The organism is Synechococcus sp. 1G10 (genome assembly GCF_002252625.1).
Classification (GTDB): Bacteria; Cyanobacteriota; Cyanobacteriia; order PCC-6307; family Cyanobiaceae; genus Regnicoccus_A.
The window spans coordinates 55,115-70,727 of record NZ_NQKW01000011.1 but is presented as its reverse complement, the minus strand read 5'-3'; the positions used below and the strand labels follow the sequence as shown (position 1 = coordinate 70,727).

Sequence of the window (15,613 nt, the reverse complement as noted above, 5' to 3'; positions counted from 1 at the left end):
ATGTGCTCAGCCGTTCTGCTCCAACCCCGCAGCGAGGTAGTGCTCCACCGCCCGCTCGATGTTGCGGTGCATCCGCTCCTTGCCCAGACGTTGACCCAGCTCCGATCGGCGGATCACCTCCAGCACCGTGGGGTTCAACCCCGCCAGCCAGAGGGAGATGCCCTCCCTATCCAGGCGCCGCTCCGCTTCGGTGAGCGTTTTGAGGGCGGAGTATTCGATGTCGATCACGGCGCTGCCATCCAGCACCACCACCCTTGGCTGGTGCTGGTTGATCTCCGCGCGCATCCGGTGGAGCACCCCATGGGCGTTGGCGAAGAACAGGCGGCCCTCGGCACGGAGCAGCAGCAGCCCCGGCCAGGTCTCATCGCGGGGATGGCGCGGCGAGAGCGGGCGGAACACATCGGTGCCGCTCTTGCGGCCAATGGCATAGACCGGCGGGTTCACCTCCTGCTGCACCAGCGCCAGCAATGACAGGATCACGGCCACCAGGATTCCCTTGAGGGTGCCGAGGACCACCACCCCGAGGAAGGCCACCACGGCCCAGTGGAATTCGGCGTGGCGCACGCGGCGGATCGCCAGGAACTCGCCCGGGGCGATCAACTCGAAGGAGTAGACGATCACCACCACGGCCAGGGCCGCCAGGGGCATCAGCGCGAGCCAGGGGGCCAGCAGCAGCAGCGTGAGCAGCGCGGCCCCAGCCGTGACCAGCTCGGCCATCTGGCTGCGGGCGCCGGCCTGGCGGTTCACCGCCGTCTGGGTGGTGCCGCCCCCTGCCGCCATCGCTCCGAAGAAGCCGCCGCCGATGTTGGCCAGTCCCAGGGCCAGCAACTCACGGTCGGGCACAGGAGAGGGTTCATCACTGGCGCGAAAGGCCCGAGCTGCCGCAATGCTTTCCGTGAAACTCATCATGGCTATGCCTGCCGCGCCTGGCCAGAGCCCGCCCAGCAGATCAAGCCTGGGCCAGCTGAGGGCGGGAAGGCCCCTTGGCACGGCGCCCACCAGCTCCACCCCGAAACGATTGAGCCCTAGCACGGCGCAGCTGATGATCGCGATCGCCACCACCACCAATGGCGCCGGCACCGACGGCCACCGGCGCCTCAGGCTGAACAGAATGGCTAACAGGACGCCCGAGAGCAGCAGCGTGGCGATCGAGGTCTGGGGGATGTCACCGAGCAGGGCGGCCAGGTTGCGGAAGAAGCCGGCCTTCTCCACATGCAGCCCCAGCAGCTTGGGCAGCTGATCCACCACGATCACCAGCCCGATGCCGGATTTGAAACCCACCAGCACCGATTCGGAGATGAAGTTGGCGATGAAGCCGAGCCGCAGCAGGGCCGCGCCGCAGAGCATCGCTCCCACCAGCAGGGCCAGGGTGGCGCTCGCCGCCATCAAGGCGCTGGGTTCAGCGGCAGGCGTCAGCCGATTCAGCTCACTGCCCACCAGGATTGCCAGGGTGGTGGTGGTGCTGACGCTCAGGGGTCTGGAGCTGCCCAGCAGGGCGTACACCGCCATCGGCACCAGAGCCGTATAAAGACCCACCTGCACCGGCAGACCGGCGATGGTGGCGTAGGCCATCGCCTTGGGCAGCACCACTGCCGCAGCGGTCAGGCCGGCTGCGAGATCCGCCTGCCCCAGCCCCTGCCGGAAGCCGCTCATCAGTTGCTCATTCCACCGGCGATCAGCAGCACCAGGGCAACCAGGCCGATCAGGGTGAGGGCCAGAGCCGTCGCCATCGAGACCGAGGCCTCGTCGATGTAAACGAAATTCTCCTGCTTCAACCGCCGCAGCACCTTGCGGTGTTGGCGGGTGGCGGCTGCCATCGCCAGAATCCCTGTGAGCACGAATCCGATGGAGACCAACCGCACGCTGAGCTGCGTATGGGCACTGCCCTCCAGGCGGCTGGCCTGGATCGCCCCGATGATCTTGTCGAGACCGAAGCCGAAGCTGATCAGCGACAGGCAGGTGCGGATCCAGGCCATCAGGGTGCGCTCGGCCGCCTCCCGGTTGCGCTCCTTGGCCAGTTCGTTGGTGAGGTTCATGGAGTTGCCGAAAGCAAGGGCTGGATGCTCAGGATTTCGGCCTCAGGGGATTCAAGCCAGGCCATTCAAGGGGTCACGAAGGGGACCTGCTGCTTCCGGCGCTGCCAGCGCAGGAAGGGAATCGAGAGCAGCACAGTGATCAGCAGGTAGGCGAGCACTGCGAGTTTCAGGCCAGGTATGCCGGCGCCGTAGGTCGTGGCGAAGAGCAGCGCCAGCCCTGGGTTGCGCATTGAGGTGACGAGGGCGAGCGTGGTGCGCTCCCGGGGCTCAGGGCCAGCGATCACATAGCCGATGGCCAGGGCCGCCAGCACCATCACGGCCATGAAACCCAGGGCCACCAGGTTGGCGGCCGCGAAGGGCAGCAGCAGAGGAAGCGACTTGACCAGCACCAGCACGATCAGCACCAGCAGCAGGCCATTACCCAGCTTCTCGAGCGGACCCGACAGCCGGTTCGCCCAGAGCGGCCGCCAACGCCTGAGCGCAAGGCCCGCCAGCAGGGGCAGCACCTGGGCCTTGCCCACCTGCAGGGCCACCTCCTTCGGGCCGATGTCCCAGCCTGAGATCCCGAAGGAGGTCCGGAACAGATCCACGATCAGGGGAATTGAAACGATCGCTGCCACGGCCGCGCAAGCCTGGAGCACCGCAGCCAGCTCGCGGTCGCCACCCATCTTGCCGGCCTTGCGCAGGGTGAGGGGAGCGCTCGGTGAGATGGCCATCAGGGCGATGCCGTATCGGGCGGCCTTGGAGAGGGCCAGATCCGGAGTCAGCTTCATCAGCACAAGGGCCACCAGCGGGACCAGCACACAGGACCCGATCAGCAACCGGATCACCAGGGCAGGCCTGCTCCGCAGCTGGCCGATGGCCTCTCCCTTAAGCCCAACACCCAGGCCGAACATGATCGTGAACAGGGTGAGGCTGACGAGCAGCAGAGGTGCCTGGGCCATGGCGTCGGGGTCGGGGGGAGGTGTCGGCTGGAGATGGGGCTGGGCAATGGAGGCGGATCAGGACCGCTGCCTGGGCCCCCTCGGTGGCGGCCGATTCAGCAGATGGGTCAGCCATCCAGGTACGGAGAGCGTCGCCACCAGGATGGTCAGTGAGGTGCTGAGCCGGCTGGAGAAGGTGCGAGCCGTATCCAGGCCGGAATGCAGAAAGGTGAAGGTGACCAGCACCGCGAAGATGCCGGTGGTGAGCGCACTGGCTGAACGCAACAGGTCCCTGGGGTGGCGGGCGGTATCGCCAGCGGCATCGCGGCTGAGGTTGTATCCGGCGATGCAACCGGCAAGGGCAAGACAACCGAGCAGCACGGCCCTGCTGGAGAGATCTGACTGCGGCTCGCTCTGCTGAAGTTTTGCCGCCAGCACCACAGCGCTGCCAAGCACCGAGCCGCAGGCGGTGCCGAGCAGGGCCCACCACCGCAGTGGGCGTCTGACCCGGCCGATGAATGTGGAGGTGGCAGCCAGGACCAGGGAACTCAGCAGCGTGGCCGGCAGGAAGGGCAGCTGGCGGGTGATCGCATATCCGGCTGCAATGCCGACGAAGGCCCCGGCGATCCGGCTCATCTGGGCACGGGGTGCGCTGGAGTCAACAGCCGGTGGATGGGGAAGTTTTTGGATCACCATGACATCTGATTGGATCACGGGCGATTGCTCGAGGCTGTAAGGCTCTGGTCGATCTTTGTTCCCCCCAGATCAGCATCCTCGAAGACGGTGCCGCTCAGGTTGGCACCGCTGAGATCGGCATTCGTGAGGATGGCTCGGGTGAAGTTGGCCTTAGAGAGATCGGAGCCAGCAAGATCAGCTCCGGTGAGATCAGCCTCCGTGAAGTTGGCCCCCTTCAGATCCGCACCCTGGAGATTGGCCTTGCACAACACCGTGTTGGCGAAGTTGCAACCTCGCCAACGGCTGAATGGAACCCTCAGTCCCTCCAGGTTCGTGCCATGCAAATCGAAGTCGTCCTGCGAGATGCCGTCTGAGCTGAGATCTTCAATGGCTCGGATACGCCCCAGGCTGTATTTCACTCCAGCCGCTTGTTCCGCTAGCAGCAAAGTGAGTTGCTCATGGTGTTCCCTCTCCTTGCGACGCCCCGCCTCGAGGATGTAGACGAAGCCCGCCGTGACGATGCTGAACGATTCGACATTGCCAATGCTGATGACGTCCAGGAAGTTACTGGTCAGGCAGTTCTCTCTTGGGTCGGCTCCATTGCAGTTGTCGAAGCGATTGACGAGTGAAAGCAACGCAAAAGCCATGATTGCCGCGATCAGCACCCTGAAGCCGAAGGAGCGATCCAGCAGCAGAAAGAACGGGTATGTGCGGCGGCGCTGCTGACGGGTCAGCCAGGTGTGTCGAGGTGAGGAAGTCATGGCTTCAGAGGCGCACGATGCAGCGAAAGCCCATGTGGCTTGTGGAGGTGTCGATGCCCTGGGCCATGCGCGCTGCTGGCCTGTAGCGGCGGCAGTAGCTGGGGGCGCAGAGATAGGAGCCGCCCTTCACCACCTTGCGCGGCATCGCTCCGTGCTGGCTGGTGGGGTCGATGCTGGCTTCACGGGCGTCAGCCGCTCGGTCGCAGCAGCCGCTGCTCCCCTCAGCCGTTAACTCCTGCTCGGCCATGGGGGCGTGGTTGGCGTACCAGCTGTCGGTCCACTCCCAGACATTGCCGATGGTGTCGAACAAGCCATAGCCGTTCGCCGGAAAGACGCCCACAGGCGAGGTGCCCGCGTAGCCGTCCAGCAGGCTGTTGTGGTGGGGGAAATCGCCCTGGAAGGTGTTGGCCACCGGGCGCCCGCCTGGATGCAGCTCCTCCCCCCAGGCGAACTCGGCGCCTTCACGGCCGCCCCAGGCGGCACGCTCCCACTCCGTTTCGCTGGGGAGCTGCTTGCCGCTCCAGGCGGCGTAGGCCGCCGCGTCGGCATGGGCCACATGCACCACGGGATGGTGGTCGCGGCTCTTGATCGAGCTGCCAGGGCCTTCGGGATGCCGCCAGTCGGCGCCGGCAATGTATTGCCACCAGCGATAGGGATCGCCGGTGCCGATCGGTCCGGGCGGCGGCACGAACACGATTGAGGACGGCACCAGCAACTCCGGCAGCGCATCGGGATACTGGGCCGGATCAGCAGGCTGCTCGGCCAGGGTGACGTGTCCGGTGGCCTTCACGAACTTCAGGAACTGGGCATTGGTGACCGGTGAGCGGTCGATCCAGAAGCCGTCCACGCTCACCATGTGGGCGGGCGCCTCCTCCGGGTAGTGGAGGTCGGAGCCCATCACAAACCTGCCACCAGGGATCCACACCATGTCCCGCGCCGGGGGGCGGCCAGGCCCACGCGGGGCGGCCGGCTTCAAGGTGGCCCTCACGGCTGGTGACCTGGACGCAGAACGGGGCATCGAAAGGATCGTGAACTCAGGGCCAAACACTGCATGATCATCCGTTTCAGCATGAGTCTTTGAGATTGAAATGGAATGTAATCGCAGCGACTCGGGTGAATGCAGATTTCTCTCATCAAGAGGTTGTTGTGTTGGTTCTGGCGTTTCCAGCACATGTGCGTGGAGATCCAGAATAGGCCTGAAAGGTTACGGTTCCGGTCGGGCATTTCCCGGTAGTATCGAGTGCCTCTTGGACGAATCTGAGCCCGCCTGACAGCTGCCACTACGGGCGCCGCTACGGGCTCCGGAAGTCTCTGTCAACGCCTGCTGAATAAGGTTCAGAGGAGCTCACTAATGATCACTATGGCGAAGATGTTCGTGAAGGGCTCGGCGCCGTGGTCCATGCGGATCATCGGTTTTGTGGCGGCGGCCCTGCTGGCGCTGCTGCTCGCGGCGACACCGTCCGGATCGGTAGAGCCAGGGCAGGCTCCAGCCACGAAGGCGCCCGAGCAGCCTCCGGCTTTCGTGACCCTCGACGGCCGCAAGGTGATCGAAATCCGGGCCGCCGTCGGCGCCCAGACCCCCCAGCAGATGGCACGGCGCGGCAGCCAGAGCCTCGCCCAGATCGCTTCCGACTACGCGATCAGCCCCGACCAGCTCGTGCTCCGGGAAGCCCCTCCTTACACCGAGATCGGCTTGTTCAGGGGCGGCCGGTTTGTTATCAAATTGGCCGTCGACGAGCGCAACGCCAACCTGTTTCAGCAGAGCCGCCAGGAGCTGGCCCAGCGCTATCTGGAGCAGATCCGGGCCTCGATCAAGCGCTACCGAAGCACTCACCGGGGCCAGGACTGGCTGCGGGGAACGGCCCTCGCTCTGCTGACTCTGGGGGGCTACGTCCTCTGGCTGCGGGGGCAGCTGGCGCTCAATCGCCGTCTGGCTGCCTGGATTCACGCCCCCGCCAATCCCCGCCTGGACGGGGTGCAGATCGGCGGCAGCGAGCTGCTCGCCGCTGACCAGGAACGGACCCTGCTGGATCTGCTGCGGCGGGGGGTGAACGCGGTGGTTCTGGCGGTGGTCAGCTACCTGTTCATCCCCCTGTTCCTCGGGCTGTTTCCTCCAACCCAGGCCGTTTCAGAAACCCTGAAGGCGCAGATCCTCCGCTTGATCAGTGGCGCGCTCAATGCGTTCGTGGCCTCGATTCCTGATCTGATCACCCTGGCTTTGATTCTTGCCTTCACCGTTGTGCTCGTGAGGGCCAGCAATGCCTGGTTCCGCTCGATCGAGCTGCAACGGCTGCGCCTCAGCTGGTTCTACCCGGAATGGGCTCGGCCCACCGCCCGACTGGTGGCGATCATGATCCTTCTGGGAGGGCTGGTGTTCGCCTATCCCTATGTGCCGGGGACCAGCAGCAAGGCCTTTCAGGGGGCCGGTCTGTTCCTGGGGGTGCTTGCGGCCCTGGGCTCGAGCGCCGTGGCCTCCAACCTGATCGGCGGCCTGATGCTCACCTATACCCGCGCCTATCAGGAGGGTGATCGGGTGAAGATCAACGACACGATCGGCATCGTGGAAGACACGGCCTTGCTGACCACGCGCCTGAGAACACCCTGGAATGAGCTGGTCAATATCCCCAACGCCACCGTGCTGGGGGCTTCGATCGTCAATTACACCCTCGCCAGACGGGAGCTCGGCAAACCAGTTGTGATCGCCGCCACCGTCACCATCGGCTACGACGTGCCCTGGCGACAGGTGCACCAACTGATGCTGGACGCGGCCCACGCCACTGCAGGCATCAGCCAGGAGCTGCCGGCTTTCGTGCTGCAGACCTCTCTAAACGACTTCCACATCAGCTACGAGCTCAATGCCTGCGTAGAAAATGTGGACACCTACCGTCTCACCTTCTCGGGCCTTCTGGCGGCCATCCAGGACCAGTTCGCGGCCGCCGGCGTGGAAATCCTCTCCCCCGGCTATCACGCCATTCGCAATGGCAACCGCAGCACCGTCCCGAAGGTCACCGGCCAAGACGGGTGAGGGGGCAACCGAGAGGTCGTCGTTGGAGCGATTCGCTGATCGGAATCCCACTGACAAGCAGGACAACACCACGACGCCACGACGTAGTGCCAATGGGCCAGTTCGTTGCTGAGGTTGGCCATCAGATGGGGGTGATGGAGATGTTGGAATTCTGCTGGGACTGGGCCTCTTCGAACTTCTGTTCCGCTTCCACTTCCCGGCCGAGAAAGACGTTGAGGAAGGTCCTGATCACAGCGATCACCCCCAGCTGGATCAGGTTCTGACTGGATGGTGCTGTTGTGGTGGCCACGATATCTGCGGCCAGCTGAAACTCCAGCGCCATCGACAGCCAGCTGCCGAAGGTGAGTCGGATGCTGTTGAATCGCCGGCCCCGGGGTTGGCTGCTCCGGCGCAGGCGAAGCGTCTGGCGCACAGTGGCCAGGAACCCCAGCGCCACGCACACCACCGAGACACTCTCCAGCACTAAGCGCAGGCCAACGGCGAAAACTTCCAGCCATTCCACAAGGGGGATCTCAAGCACGGGTCAGCTCCTCACGATTCAACGGAAGCCCATGTGGCCGGTGGAGGTGATTCTCCCCTTCACCACCTTGCCAGGCAGGGCTCCTGGCTTGGCGGCCGGATACCCTGGCCGATCGGCCGGGACCACCCGGAGGTGTGAGGCCAGAGCCCAACGCTGCAGACCACATGCACTGGATCTTGATATTAGTGGTCTACCAAGCCCCATCACTCACGCCACTCTGAAGTGACATGACAGCCACTCCCTTGACGTCGGCTTCTATGGTGGCACCAGATCGAAACGCCACCTTTTGCGAGATCATGGCTATTGAATCAGCAGAGTCTTGCTGTCATTCTTTAGAAACTGGATGGCACTCTCCTTTGACCTGGGAACGTAGATACGCAGCAGGGCGCTGAAGGGTGAAGGTGTCTCGACGTTGTTCGCACTGCCTGGAGAATTGAACCGGATCGTGTAGGACCCGTCTGGGTTGGGAGTTGCCTCAGAATTCGATAGGGCGGCCTTGTCCCTGGCCAGCCAGCCTTCACTGTTGTAAGTGGTGATCGACCAGAAACCGCCTCGGTCATGATCGATTTCCGGCGGCACAAAGGTGAGGCTCGATGGCAACGCCTTGCCCTCCTTGATCTCCGTACGATTCGCGATCGGAGCGTAGGCTGCATGTTCGACTGAGAGACCGCCCCATCCGTAGGCGGTGGCGTAGAGATGATCCTGCGGTTCGGTATCCGTCACTCCGCCCTGGGCCCTGCTGGTGTCAGGCAGTTTTCCAGCCTGAACGTCCTTGATCAGCGCCATACGGATCGCCTCCATCTGCTTCTGATCGATCACAATATCGGGGGCTTCATAGGGAACGGCTGAGGCCGCCTCGATGGTTGCCATCCCCTGAAGGGTGTGGGTGGCAGCGAGTCCACCCTGCTCTTCCGGAAGCTTTCGGATGCGCATGTTGAGATAGACGTAATTGCCGTATGTCAGATTGTCGGGCGTAATGGTGAGAGTTTTGCCGGGATACACCACGCCAACGATGTAGTTCTGCTGGTCGATGATCTCGATGATGTGATAGGTGTTGCTGTTGGGTACGGAGAAGGTCGCACCGTTCCGGACGTCAACGACGGCGCTGGAATAGATGACATCCTGATTCTCCCGGATGACCTGCTGTGTCTTGACATTGCTGACGTCGCGCTGGTGCGCCCACGCATTGATACCCGCCTTGGCAAGGCTGCGTTTGATGTTGAAATCAGTCTCCGAGACTTTGTAAGCGGTGTCTGTCACTCCAAAATCAGACGGTGAAGCGAATGTTGAGTTTGTCATCTCTGCTCATTGAATGGGCGTTGCCTTAGGCAGCTTGTAGCTTCCGTCCAGAACAGACGGCCCCGGGCGGTATATGCGCATCAGGAAGTTCCAGCCATCGGTCACATCCAGCCGGTTGGAGACGTCGCCACAAACCTCCTTCGATCCGAAAGACACGGTGAACGTGCCATCGGCATTCAGCTTCACATTCGAGGAATTGACCAGACTGTTCTCTCTCTTGATGAAGCCGTCGTTGCCGTAAATCAAAATCGACCAGAAGGCTTTGTTCTCCGGCACGGCGTAGGTGGCTTTGTGGCACACCTTTGGATCATGGCCCCCGTTGTAGTTCAGGTAGGTGGCATCCCATTCAGGGAAGAGCCCCCAGGCCGCCGCGGCAGCAATGTGACGGGTCTTTTCATCAACCTTGCCGCGTGGCCCCTGCATCCCCTTCCAACTGCTGTATTGCGCAGAATCCTTTTCATACTGAGCGGTCATGGCCTTCAGCGACGGACGGTCCCACTTGAATGCGGGCAGTGGATCGGCGCTGCCCGCCTTGATGACGAACTGATCCTGCAACGTGTTAATCAAGGCGATTTCGCCTGGGTCTTTCGGATTGAGCACCTGGATGCGCACTCCGATGGCCAGATATTTGGTGTCTTTCGGCAGTTCGTGAGTTCCAGCGGTGTAGATCACGAACGGTGTGTAGTGGTCGTTGTCCACGAGATACACCGATGCGTAGCGATCTTTTGGTAATTCAGGGACAGTAATTGTTGCGCCTTTGGATGTATCGACAACGCCCATGGAGTAAAGCGTATCGCGGTTCATCCTCACGACGTTCTGCTTATCGAGCGGCGTGGGAGTGCGGAAGTGATAGAAGCGATTGATGCCCCCAGCCATTTTCACGATCTCGGCGAACTGCCGATCGGTTTCGGCCCGGATGTAGGTTTTTGGCGTCACCTTGACACCGCCTTGAGGGGGGCGTAATTGCGTCATGTTCTGCTTGGGAACGGGGCTTTGCGCGCAGACTGGCTGTGCGACGGTCGCCCCGCACAACGCCATCACAACGCCAGCGAGGTTCAAGGCACTGAAGGTGGTGCGATCCATCCTGATCTCTCCTTATGGTTTCATGAGCCTGCTTAATTGCGCCAGCTAAAGCTCTGGTTCAGCTGGCCAAGCGTGAACGACCTGAAGCGGTCTCAATCCCCCTTGGGTGTGAGCGACTTCATGGCTTCGTCGATATCGAAGTCCAGGCTCGCCATGCGCGGCGGATACTCCTTGAGCGACTTCATCAGCACGCCGACCTGAGCGAAGGCGGGTGCATAGGTCCAGGCGTGGTTCTCCTGCCATTCGTCGAAACCGCGTGCCTCATGCATGCGCTCGAACGGATCAAGCTTCAGGTTGGTGACCAGCGGCGTCACCATGTTCTGCTGGACGCCGTTGAACCACTTGTCCTGCTTGACGAACAGGAACTTCCAGTCGCCGTAGCGGATGCCGTGGAGCTTGGTTTCAGTGAAGTAGTAGAACTCCTTGCGCTTGGACTTGCCCTTGCCGGTGATCAGGTCGGTCTGGTCGTACCCATCCAGGTGGATGCGGGTGTAGGTCTGGTCACCGGCCTGGTAACTGGTGAGGAGCTTCTCCTTCACGTTCGGCTCGCCGGCGGCGGCCATGAGGGTGGGAATCCAGTCCTGCATGGTCATGAACTCACCGGTCGTCTGGCCCGCGGGGATCCTGCCGGGCCACTTGACCAGCATCGGCACGCGGAAACCGCCTTCCTTGCCGCCGACGCCTTTCTCACCGCCGAACGGGGTGTTGCCGCCATCGGGCCAACTGTTCATGGCCGGACCGTTGTCAGTGGAGAACATCACGATCGTGTTGTCCGCGACACCTAGGTCGTCGAGCTGCTTGAGGAGTTCGCCGACTGTGTCGTCGAGTTCCATCATGCCGTCGGCATAGAGGCCATAGCCACTCTTGCCCTCGTACTTGGGCGACAGGTTGGTGCGGTAGTGCATCCGCGTGGTGTTGTGCCAGACGAAGAACGGTGTGTCTGACTCAACCGCGTCGTTGATGAAGCGCTTGGATTCCACAAGGATTTCAGCATCCAGCGTCCGCTGGCGCTGCTGCCCGAACGGGCCTTTGTCTTCAATCTTCTGCGTGCCATCCGGATGTGCCCAGGAGTGAATGACGCCGCGCTGGGCGAACTGCTTGGCGACTTCGGGGTCTTTCGGAAAGTCGTACTGCTCCGTGTATTCCCCGGCATTGAGGTGATACAGGATGCCGAAGAACTCATCGAAGCCGTGGGCGGTGGGCAGGTGCTCATCGCGATCGCCCAGGTGGTTCTTGCCAAACTGTCCCGTGGCGTAACCGAGCGGTTTGAGCAGGCTGGCCAGCGTTGGATCAGCCTTGCTGAGGCCCTGTTCCGCACCCGGCAGGCCGACGGTGGCCAGACCCACCCGGATCGGGTACTGCCCCGTGATGAACGCCGCGCGTCCCGCCGTGCAGGAGGCCTCGCCGTAGTGATCCATGAAGGTCATGCCCTCCCTGCCGATCCGGTCGATGTTCGGCGTGCTGCCACCCATCATTCCGCGGTGGTAGGCGCTGATGTTCCACATGCCGACATCGTCGCCCCAGATGATCAAGATGTTGGGTTTGCTGGTTTCACTCATCTTGAACTCCTTCGTTGATGGTTGCAGTTGATCGCCATCCCATAAAAAGCTGCTCCCAGCTGATGCTGGAAGCAGCCGTCATCGGAAGCTCAGCTCGCGCCCCCGGCGGAGACCATCTTCTCGAGCACATCACCCACCGTGAAGCTGGCGGCCTTCTGGCGGGGGGGGTAGTCCTTGAACGACCCGAGGAACTCCGCCACGAAGGACTGCGCCGGGACCAGCATGAAGGCGTGGTCGAGCATCCAGTCCCAGTAGGTGTTGGAGGTGATGTCGGCCCGCTCGTAGGGATCGGTGAGCAGGTTGAAGATCTTCGGCAGCCGCAGGACGGTGAAGGGCTCGGCCCACACCTGCAGCGAGCCGGCCACGCGCTGCTCGGCGAACACGAACTTCCAGTTGTCGTAGCGCAGACCGGTCAGATCGCCGTCGTCAGAGAAGTAGAAGAACTCCACCCTGGGGCTCTTGCCTGCCTTGCCCGTCCAGTAATCGAGCATGTTGTAGCCATCGAGGTGGATGTGGAAGTTCTTGCTTCCCACCTGATGGCCATCGAGCAGCTTCTGCTTGATCTCGGGCTCGCCGGCGGCGGCCAGCAGCGTGGGCAGCCAGTCGAGATGGCTGACAACGCCCGTGAACAGGGTGCCGGGTTCGATCTGGCCCGGCCAGCGCACCAGGGCGGGCACCCGGTAGGCCCCCTCCCAGTTGGAGTTCTTCTCGTTGCGGAAGGGGGTCATGCCGGCATCGGGCCAGCTGTTCATGTGCGGGCCGTTGTCGGTGCTGTACATCACGATCGTGTCGCCCGCGATGCCCAGCTCATCCACCAGATCCAGCATCTGGCCGATGCAGTTGTCGTGATAGATCATCACGTCGTGGTACTCCGACTGCCAACGCCCTGACTGGCCCACATCCTGGGGCCGCGCGTGGGTGCGGAAGTGCATGTGGGTGGTGTTGAACCACACGAAGAAGGGCTCACCGGAGGCCACCGCATCGCGGATGAAGCGCTTGGCCTCGGCCATGAACTCCTCGTCGGCGGTTTCCATCCGCTTCTTGGTGAGCGGGCCGGTGTTCTCGATCCGCTGGGTGCCGTCACCGTTGGCCCAGCAGTGCAGCACACCGCGCGGGGCAAAACGCTTGCGGAAGTTCGGGAACTCAGGATCGTCTTCTTTGGGATAGTCGCGCAGCTCGGGTTCTTCCTCGGCGTTGAGGTGATAGAGGTTGCCGAAGAACTCATCGAAGCCGTGCATCGTCGGCAGATGCTCGTCGCGGTCGCCGAAGTGGTTCTTGCCGAACTGGCCGGTGCGGTAGCCCAGCGGCTGGAGCAGCTCGGCGATGGTGGGATCCTCGGCCTGGAAGCCCGCCGCGGCGCCCGGCAGGCCCACCTTGCTCAGGCCGGTGCGGAAGACGCTCTGGCCGGTGATGAAGGCTGCCCTCCCGGCGGTGCAGCTCTGCTCGGCGTAGTAATGGATGAAGCGGCCGCCCTCCTTGGCGACGCGGTCGATGTTGGGGGTCTGATACCCCATCAGGCCATCGCTGTAGCAGCTCAGGTTGCTCTGGCCGATGTCATCGCCCCAGAGGATGAGGATGTTGGGCTGTCCGTTGGGCATGGGAGGAGGGCCGGTAGTTGGCGCATGAATGCACTCTTGTTCAAGTTGCCGCCCATGGCAGTGTGGTGACACTCAAAAAGTGCAAGCGCCGATGGTTTCGTTCCAGCGGTTCGAGGCTGTCGAGCAACTGGAAGCTCAGTTGCGGCGGGCGGGGCTTGATCTGAGGCTGAGCCAGCTCTCCAACGGCCGTCTCAACGGTGCCCTCGTCACCAGCAGGCTTGGGCGGTTGCAGTTGCTCCGGCTTCAGGTCAACCGTCGCCTGCACGTGGCCGGCGCAAAGCCCCGGGACCAACGGATGATCGCCTTGAGCCTGCTGCCCCACGGCTGCGCTCCGCCGCTTCGGGCCCACGGCACTCCCATCGGTCCGGAGGCGTTGTTCGGCCTTGATCCCAGTGTGGAGGTTCACCTCTCCACTCCCGAGCAGCTGGATCTGGCGGTGGTGATGCTCAACCCCTCCGCCCTGCCGGGCTGGAGTGCTGATCAGGTTTTTCCAGACCTGGAGACGAAAGCCTTCCGCTCCAACTGCCTGCCCATTGGTGCCTCCTGTGCCGTCCAGCTTCAGCGTTGGTTGCTCAACCGGTTGCCCCTGCGGGAGGAGCTGCCGTCAGCAGGGGAGGAGTCGCCGTCAGCGCTGGGGAGTGGGGAGGACAGCCTGCTGCCGCTGTTGGTGGAGGCTCTGGAGCATGGGCTCCATCAGCGGGGCGGGCCCAGCCGCCCCCCGGCGCGCATCGAACTGGTCAAGCATTTGCAGCACTGGGTGGAGGCGCACCCCTTGGAGCCGATCAGCCTCGAGTCGCTCTGCCGTGAGGGGTATGCCGGCCGACGCAGCCTGATCCTGGGCTTCCAGGAGCACCTGGGCATGGGCCCGATGGCGTACTTCAAGCTGCAGCGGCTCCATGGTGTGCGCCGGGCGCTGCTGGCGGCGCGGCCGGGGACGGTCACGATCTCAGGGCTGGCGGCCCGCTGGGGCTTCCTCAATCCGGGGCACTTCGCCCGGGATTACCGCCGGTTGTTCGGGGAGTTGCCCAGCGCCACGCTCACAGCGGTTGGCCCCTCCGGCTCCGTCTGATCCGGTTGAAGCCGGAGGGGCGGCGAACACCTGGGCCCAGTCGTCGCGCATGGACACCACCGACCAGCCTCGCCGCGAGGCTTCCCGCAGCCCCCGATCGAGGCGGCCGAAGGAGGACTGGCTGTCGTAGGCCACCTCCCGCTCCGGGTCATCGTGGTGAATGATCACCCCCAGACGCTCTCCCGGCTGGCTGGTGGTCCACTCCAGCATCTCGAAGTCGCCGTCGGAGTTGCCGAAAGCGGCGATGGGCCGGCGGCCGATCACCTGTTCGATCATCACCGGTTTGATCGCGTGGTCGTTGATCACCTGAACCTCGGGCTTGCGCAGGATCACCGGCAGGCCGGCCCGGTTGCTGTATTGGCTGCCCACGGTCGAGCCGATCACCTGCTCGGGGGGGACTCCGTAGACCTCTTCGCTGAACACCCGCATGAACTCCACGCCACCACCGGACACGATGTAGGTGCGAAAGCCGTTGGCGCGCAGGTAGTCGAGGAGCTCCCGCATCGGTTTGTAGGTAAGGGTGGTGTAGGGACGCTTCAGGCTCGGGTGGCAGGCGCCATCGAGCCACTCGCGCACCAGATCCCGGAACACCTCGGTGCTCATGCCGGCATGGGTGAGTGCCACCAGCTCGAGCAGGCCTTTGGTGCCCATGGTCAGCACCGCCTCGCCGTTTCCGGCCGCGGAGGCCGCGGCAAGCACCGGATTGCTGGCCAGTTCGGGTTGCTGGGCCACCAGGGCGCGGGCCCGCTCGATCGCAAAGGCCAGCTGCACGTACATCGGCTGTTCCGACCAGAGCGTGCCGTCGTTGTCGAACACGGCGATGCGCTCAGCCGGCGGCACGAAGCTGGGGCTTCCTGGGATGGTCACGGCCTCGATGAAGGCGAAGATCCGTTGCTTGGCTTTCCCCTGTTTCCACGAAGGCAGTGGGTTGGTCAACAGGGAGTCGACCGTTGGCTGATCTGGATGCCGTTGCCGCCCGGAAGCGGCAAGGTTGGCAACCATTGGCAGTCCGAGTGCGGCACCCAGCAGCCACCGACGGCTTAACCCTCTACTCATGGCGGCGCC

Annotated in this window: 13 protein-coding genes and 1 pseudogene; 2 read left to right on the top strand and 12 right to left on the bottom strand. The window is 63.3% G+C overall.

What is annotated here, in order from left to right:
• Positions 1 to 6: 6 nt before the first annotated feature.
• The 6 genes from CJZ82_RS11135 to CJZ82_RS11110 form a co-directional block, all read right to left on the bottom strand.
• The gene (locus CJZ82_RS11135; protein WP_094555845.1) at positions 7 to 1,653 is read right to left on the bottom strand and encodes a SulP family inorganic anion transporter; all 1,647 of its coding nucleotides are present in this window, start codon (positions 1,651 to 1,653) and stop codon (positions 7 to 9) included.
• Complete coding sequence (locus CJZ82_RS11130; protein ID WP_094555844.1) at positions 1,653 to 2,036, bottom strand: YidH family protein; 384 nt, start codon at positions 2,034 to 2,036, stop codon at positions 1,653 to 1,655. The genes CJZ82_RS11135 and CJZ82_RS11130 overlap by 1 nt, the downstream gene beginning before the upstream one ends.
• 65 nt (positions 2,037 to 2,101) lie before the next feature.
• Positions 2,102 to 2,980, bottom strand: coding sequence for a bile acid:sodium symporter family protein (locus tag CJZ82_RS11125; RefSeq protein WP_094555843.1), 879 nt, complete (start codon positions 2,978 to 2,980; stop codon positions 2,102 to 2,104).
• Between the two features lie 57 nt (positions 2,981 to 3,037).
• Positions 3,038 to 3,655 carry a hypothetical protein gene (locus tag CJZ82_RS11120; RefSeq protein ID WP_094555842.1) on the bottom strand — a complete coding sequence of 206 codons (618 nt, stop codon included), beginning with the start codon at positions 3,653 to 3,655 and terminating at the stop codon, positions 3,038 to 3,040.
• 14 nt (positions 3,656 to 3,669) lie between these two features.
• A complete protein-coding gene (locus tag CJZ82_RS11115) occupies positions 3,670 to 4,395 on the bottom strand; it encodes a pentapeptide repeat-containing protein (protein WP_094555841.1) in 726 nt (241 codons plus the stop codon).
• A 4-nt stretch (positions 4,396 to 4,399) separates the two neighbouring features.
• Positions 4,400 to 5,323 (bottom strand): formylglycine-generating enzyme family protein, encoded by a 924-nt coding sequence (locus tag CJZ82_RS11110; RefSeq protein ID WP_094555861.1) that lies wholly within the window; start codon positions 5,321 to 5,323, stop codon positions 4,400 to 4,402.
• A 471-nt stretch (positions 5,324 to 5,794) separates the two neighbouring features.
• Between CJZ82_RS11110 and CJZ82_RS11105 the strand changes: the two genes are divergently transcribed.
• Positions 5,795 to 7,420 carry a mechanosensitive ion channel family protein gene (locus tag CJZ82_RS11105; RefSeq protein WP_158218559.1) on the top strand — a complete coding sequence of 542 codons (1,626 nt, stop codon included), beginning with the start codon at positions 5,795 to 5,797 and terminating at the stop codon, positions 7,418 to 7,420.
• Positions 7,421 to 7,541: 121 nt separating this feature from the next.
• Here the strand turns inward: CJZ82_RS11105 and CJZ82_RS11100 are convergent, their stop codons facing one another.
• The 5 genes from CJZ82_RS11100 to CJZ82_RS11080 form a co-directional block, all read right to left on the bottom strand.
• Positions 7,542 to 7,940: a DUF1622 domain-containing protein gene (locus CJZ82_RS11100; RefSeq protein WP_094555839.1), complete on the bottom strand. Its 399-nt coding sequence runs from the start codon at positions 7,938 to 7,940 to the stop codon at positions 7,542 to 7,544.
• A gap of 300 nt (positions 7,941 to 8,240) precedes the next feature.
• The gene (locus tag CJZ82_RS11095; RefSeq protein WP_158218558.1) at positions 8,241 to 9,200 is read right to left on the bottom strand and encodes a DUF1254 domain-containing protein; all 960 of its coding nucleotides are present in this window, start codon (positions 9,198 to 9,200) and stop codon (positions 8,241 to 8,243) included.
• A 45-nt stretch (positions 9,201 to 9,245) separates the two neighbouring features.
• A complete protein-coding gene (locus CJZ82_RS11090) occupies positions 9,246 to 10,322 on the bottom strand; it encodes a DUF1254 domain-containing protein (protein ID WP_198949742.1) in 1,077 nt (358 codons plus the stop codon).
• 92 nt (positions 10,323 to 10,414) lie between these two features.
• Positions 10,415 to 11,881 (bottom strand): arylsulfatase, encoded by a 1,467-nt coding sequence (locus CJZ82_RS11085; RefSeq protein ID WP_094555837.1) that lies wholly within the window; start codon positions 11,879 to 11,881, stop codon positions 10,415 to 10,417.
• Positions 11,882 to 11,970: 89 nt separating this feature from the next.
• Positions 11,971 to 13,479, bottom strand: a complete 1,509-nt coding sequence (locus CJZ82_RS11080; RefSeq protein ID WP_094555836.1) for an arylsulfatase — start codon at positions 13,477 to 13,479, stop codon at positions 11,971 to 11,973.
• A 28-nt stretch (positions 13,480 to 13,507) separates the two neighbouring features.
• Between CJZ82_RS11080 and CJZ82_RS19630 the strand changes: the two are divergent.
• Positions 13,508 to 14,458 (top strand): annotated as a pseudogene (locus CJZ82_RS19630) (hypothetical protein); the annotation flags it as partial.
• Here CJZ82_RS19630 and CJZ82_RS11070 read toward each other — a convergent pair.
• Positions 14,426 to 15,484 (bottom strand): HAD family phosphatase, encoded by a 1,059-nt coding sequence (locus CJZ82_RS11070; protein ID WP_233130203.1) that lies wholly within the window; start codon positions 15,482 to 15,484, stop codon positions 14,426 to 14,428. The pseudogene CJZ82_RS19630 and the gene CJZ82_RS11070 overlap by 33 nt on opposite strands.
• Positions 15,485 to 15,613 lie beyond the last annotated feature (129 nt).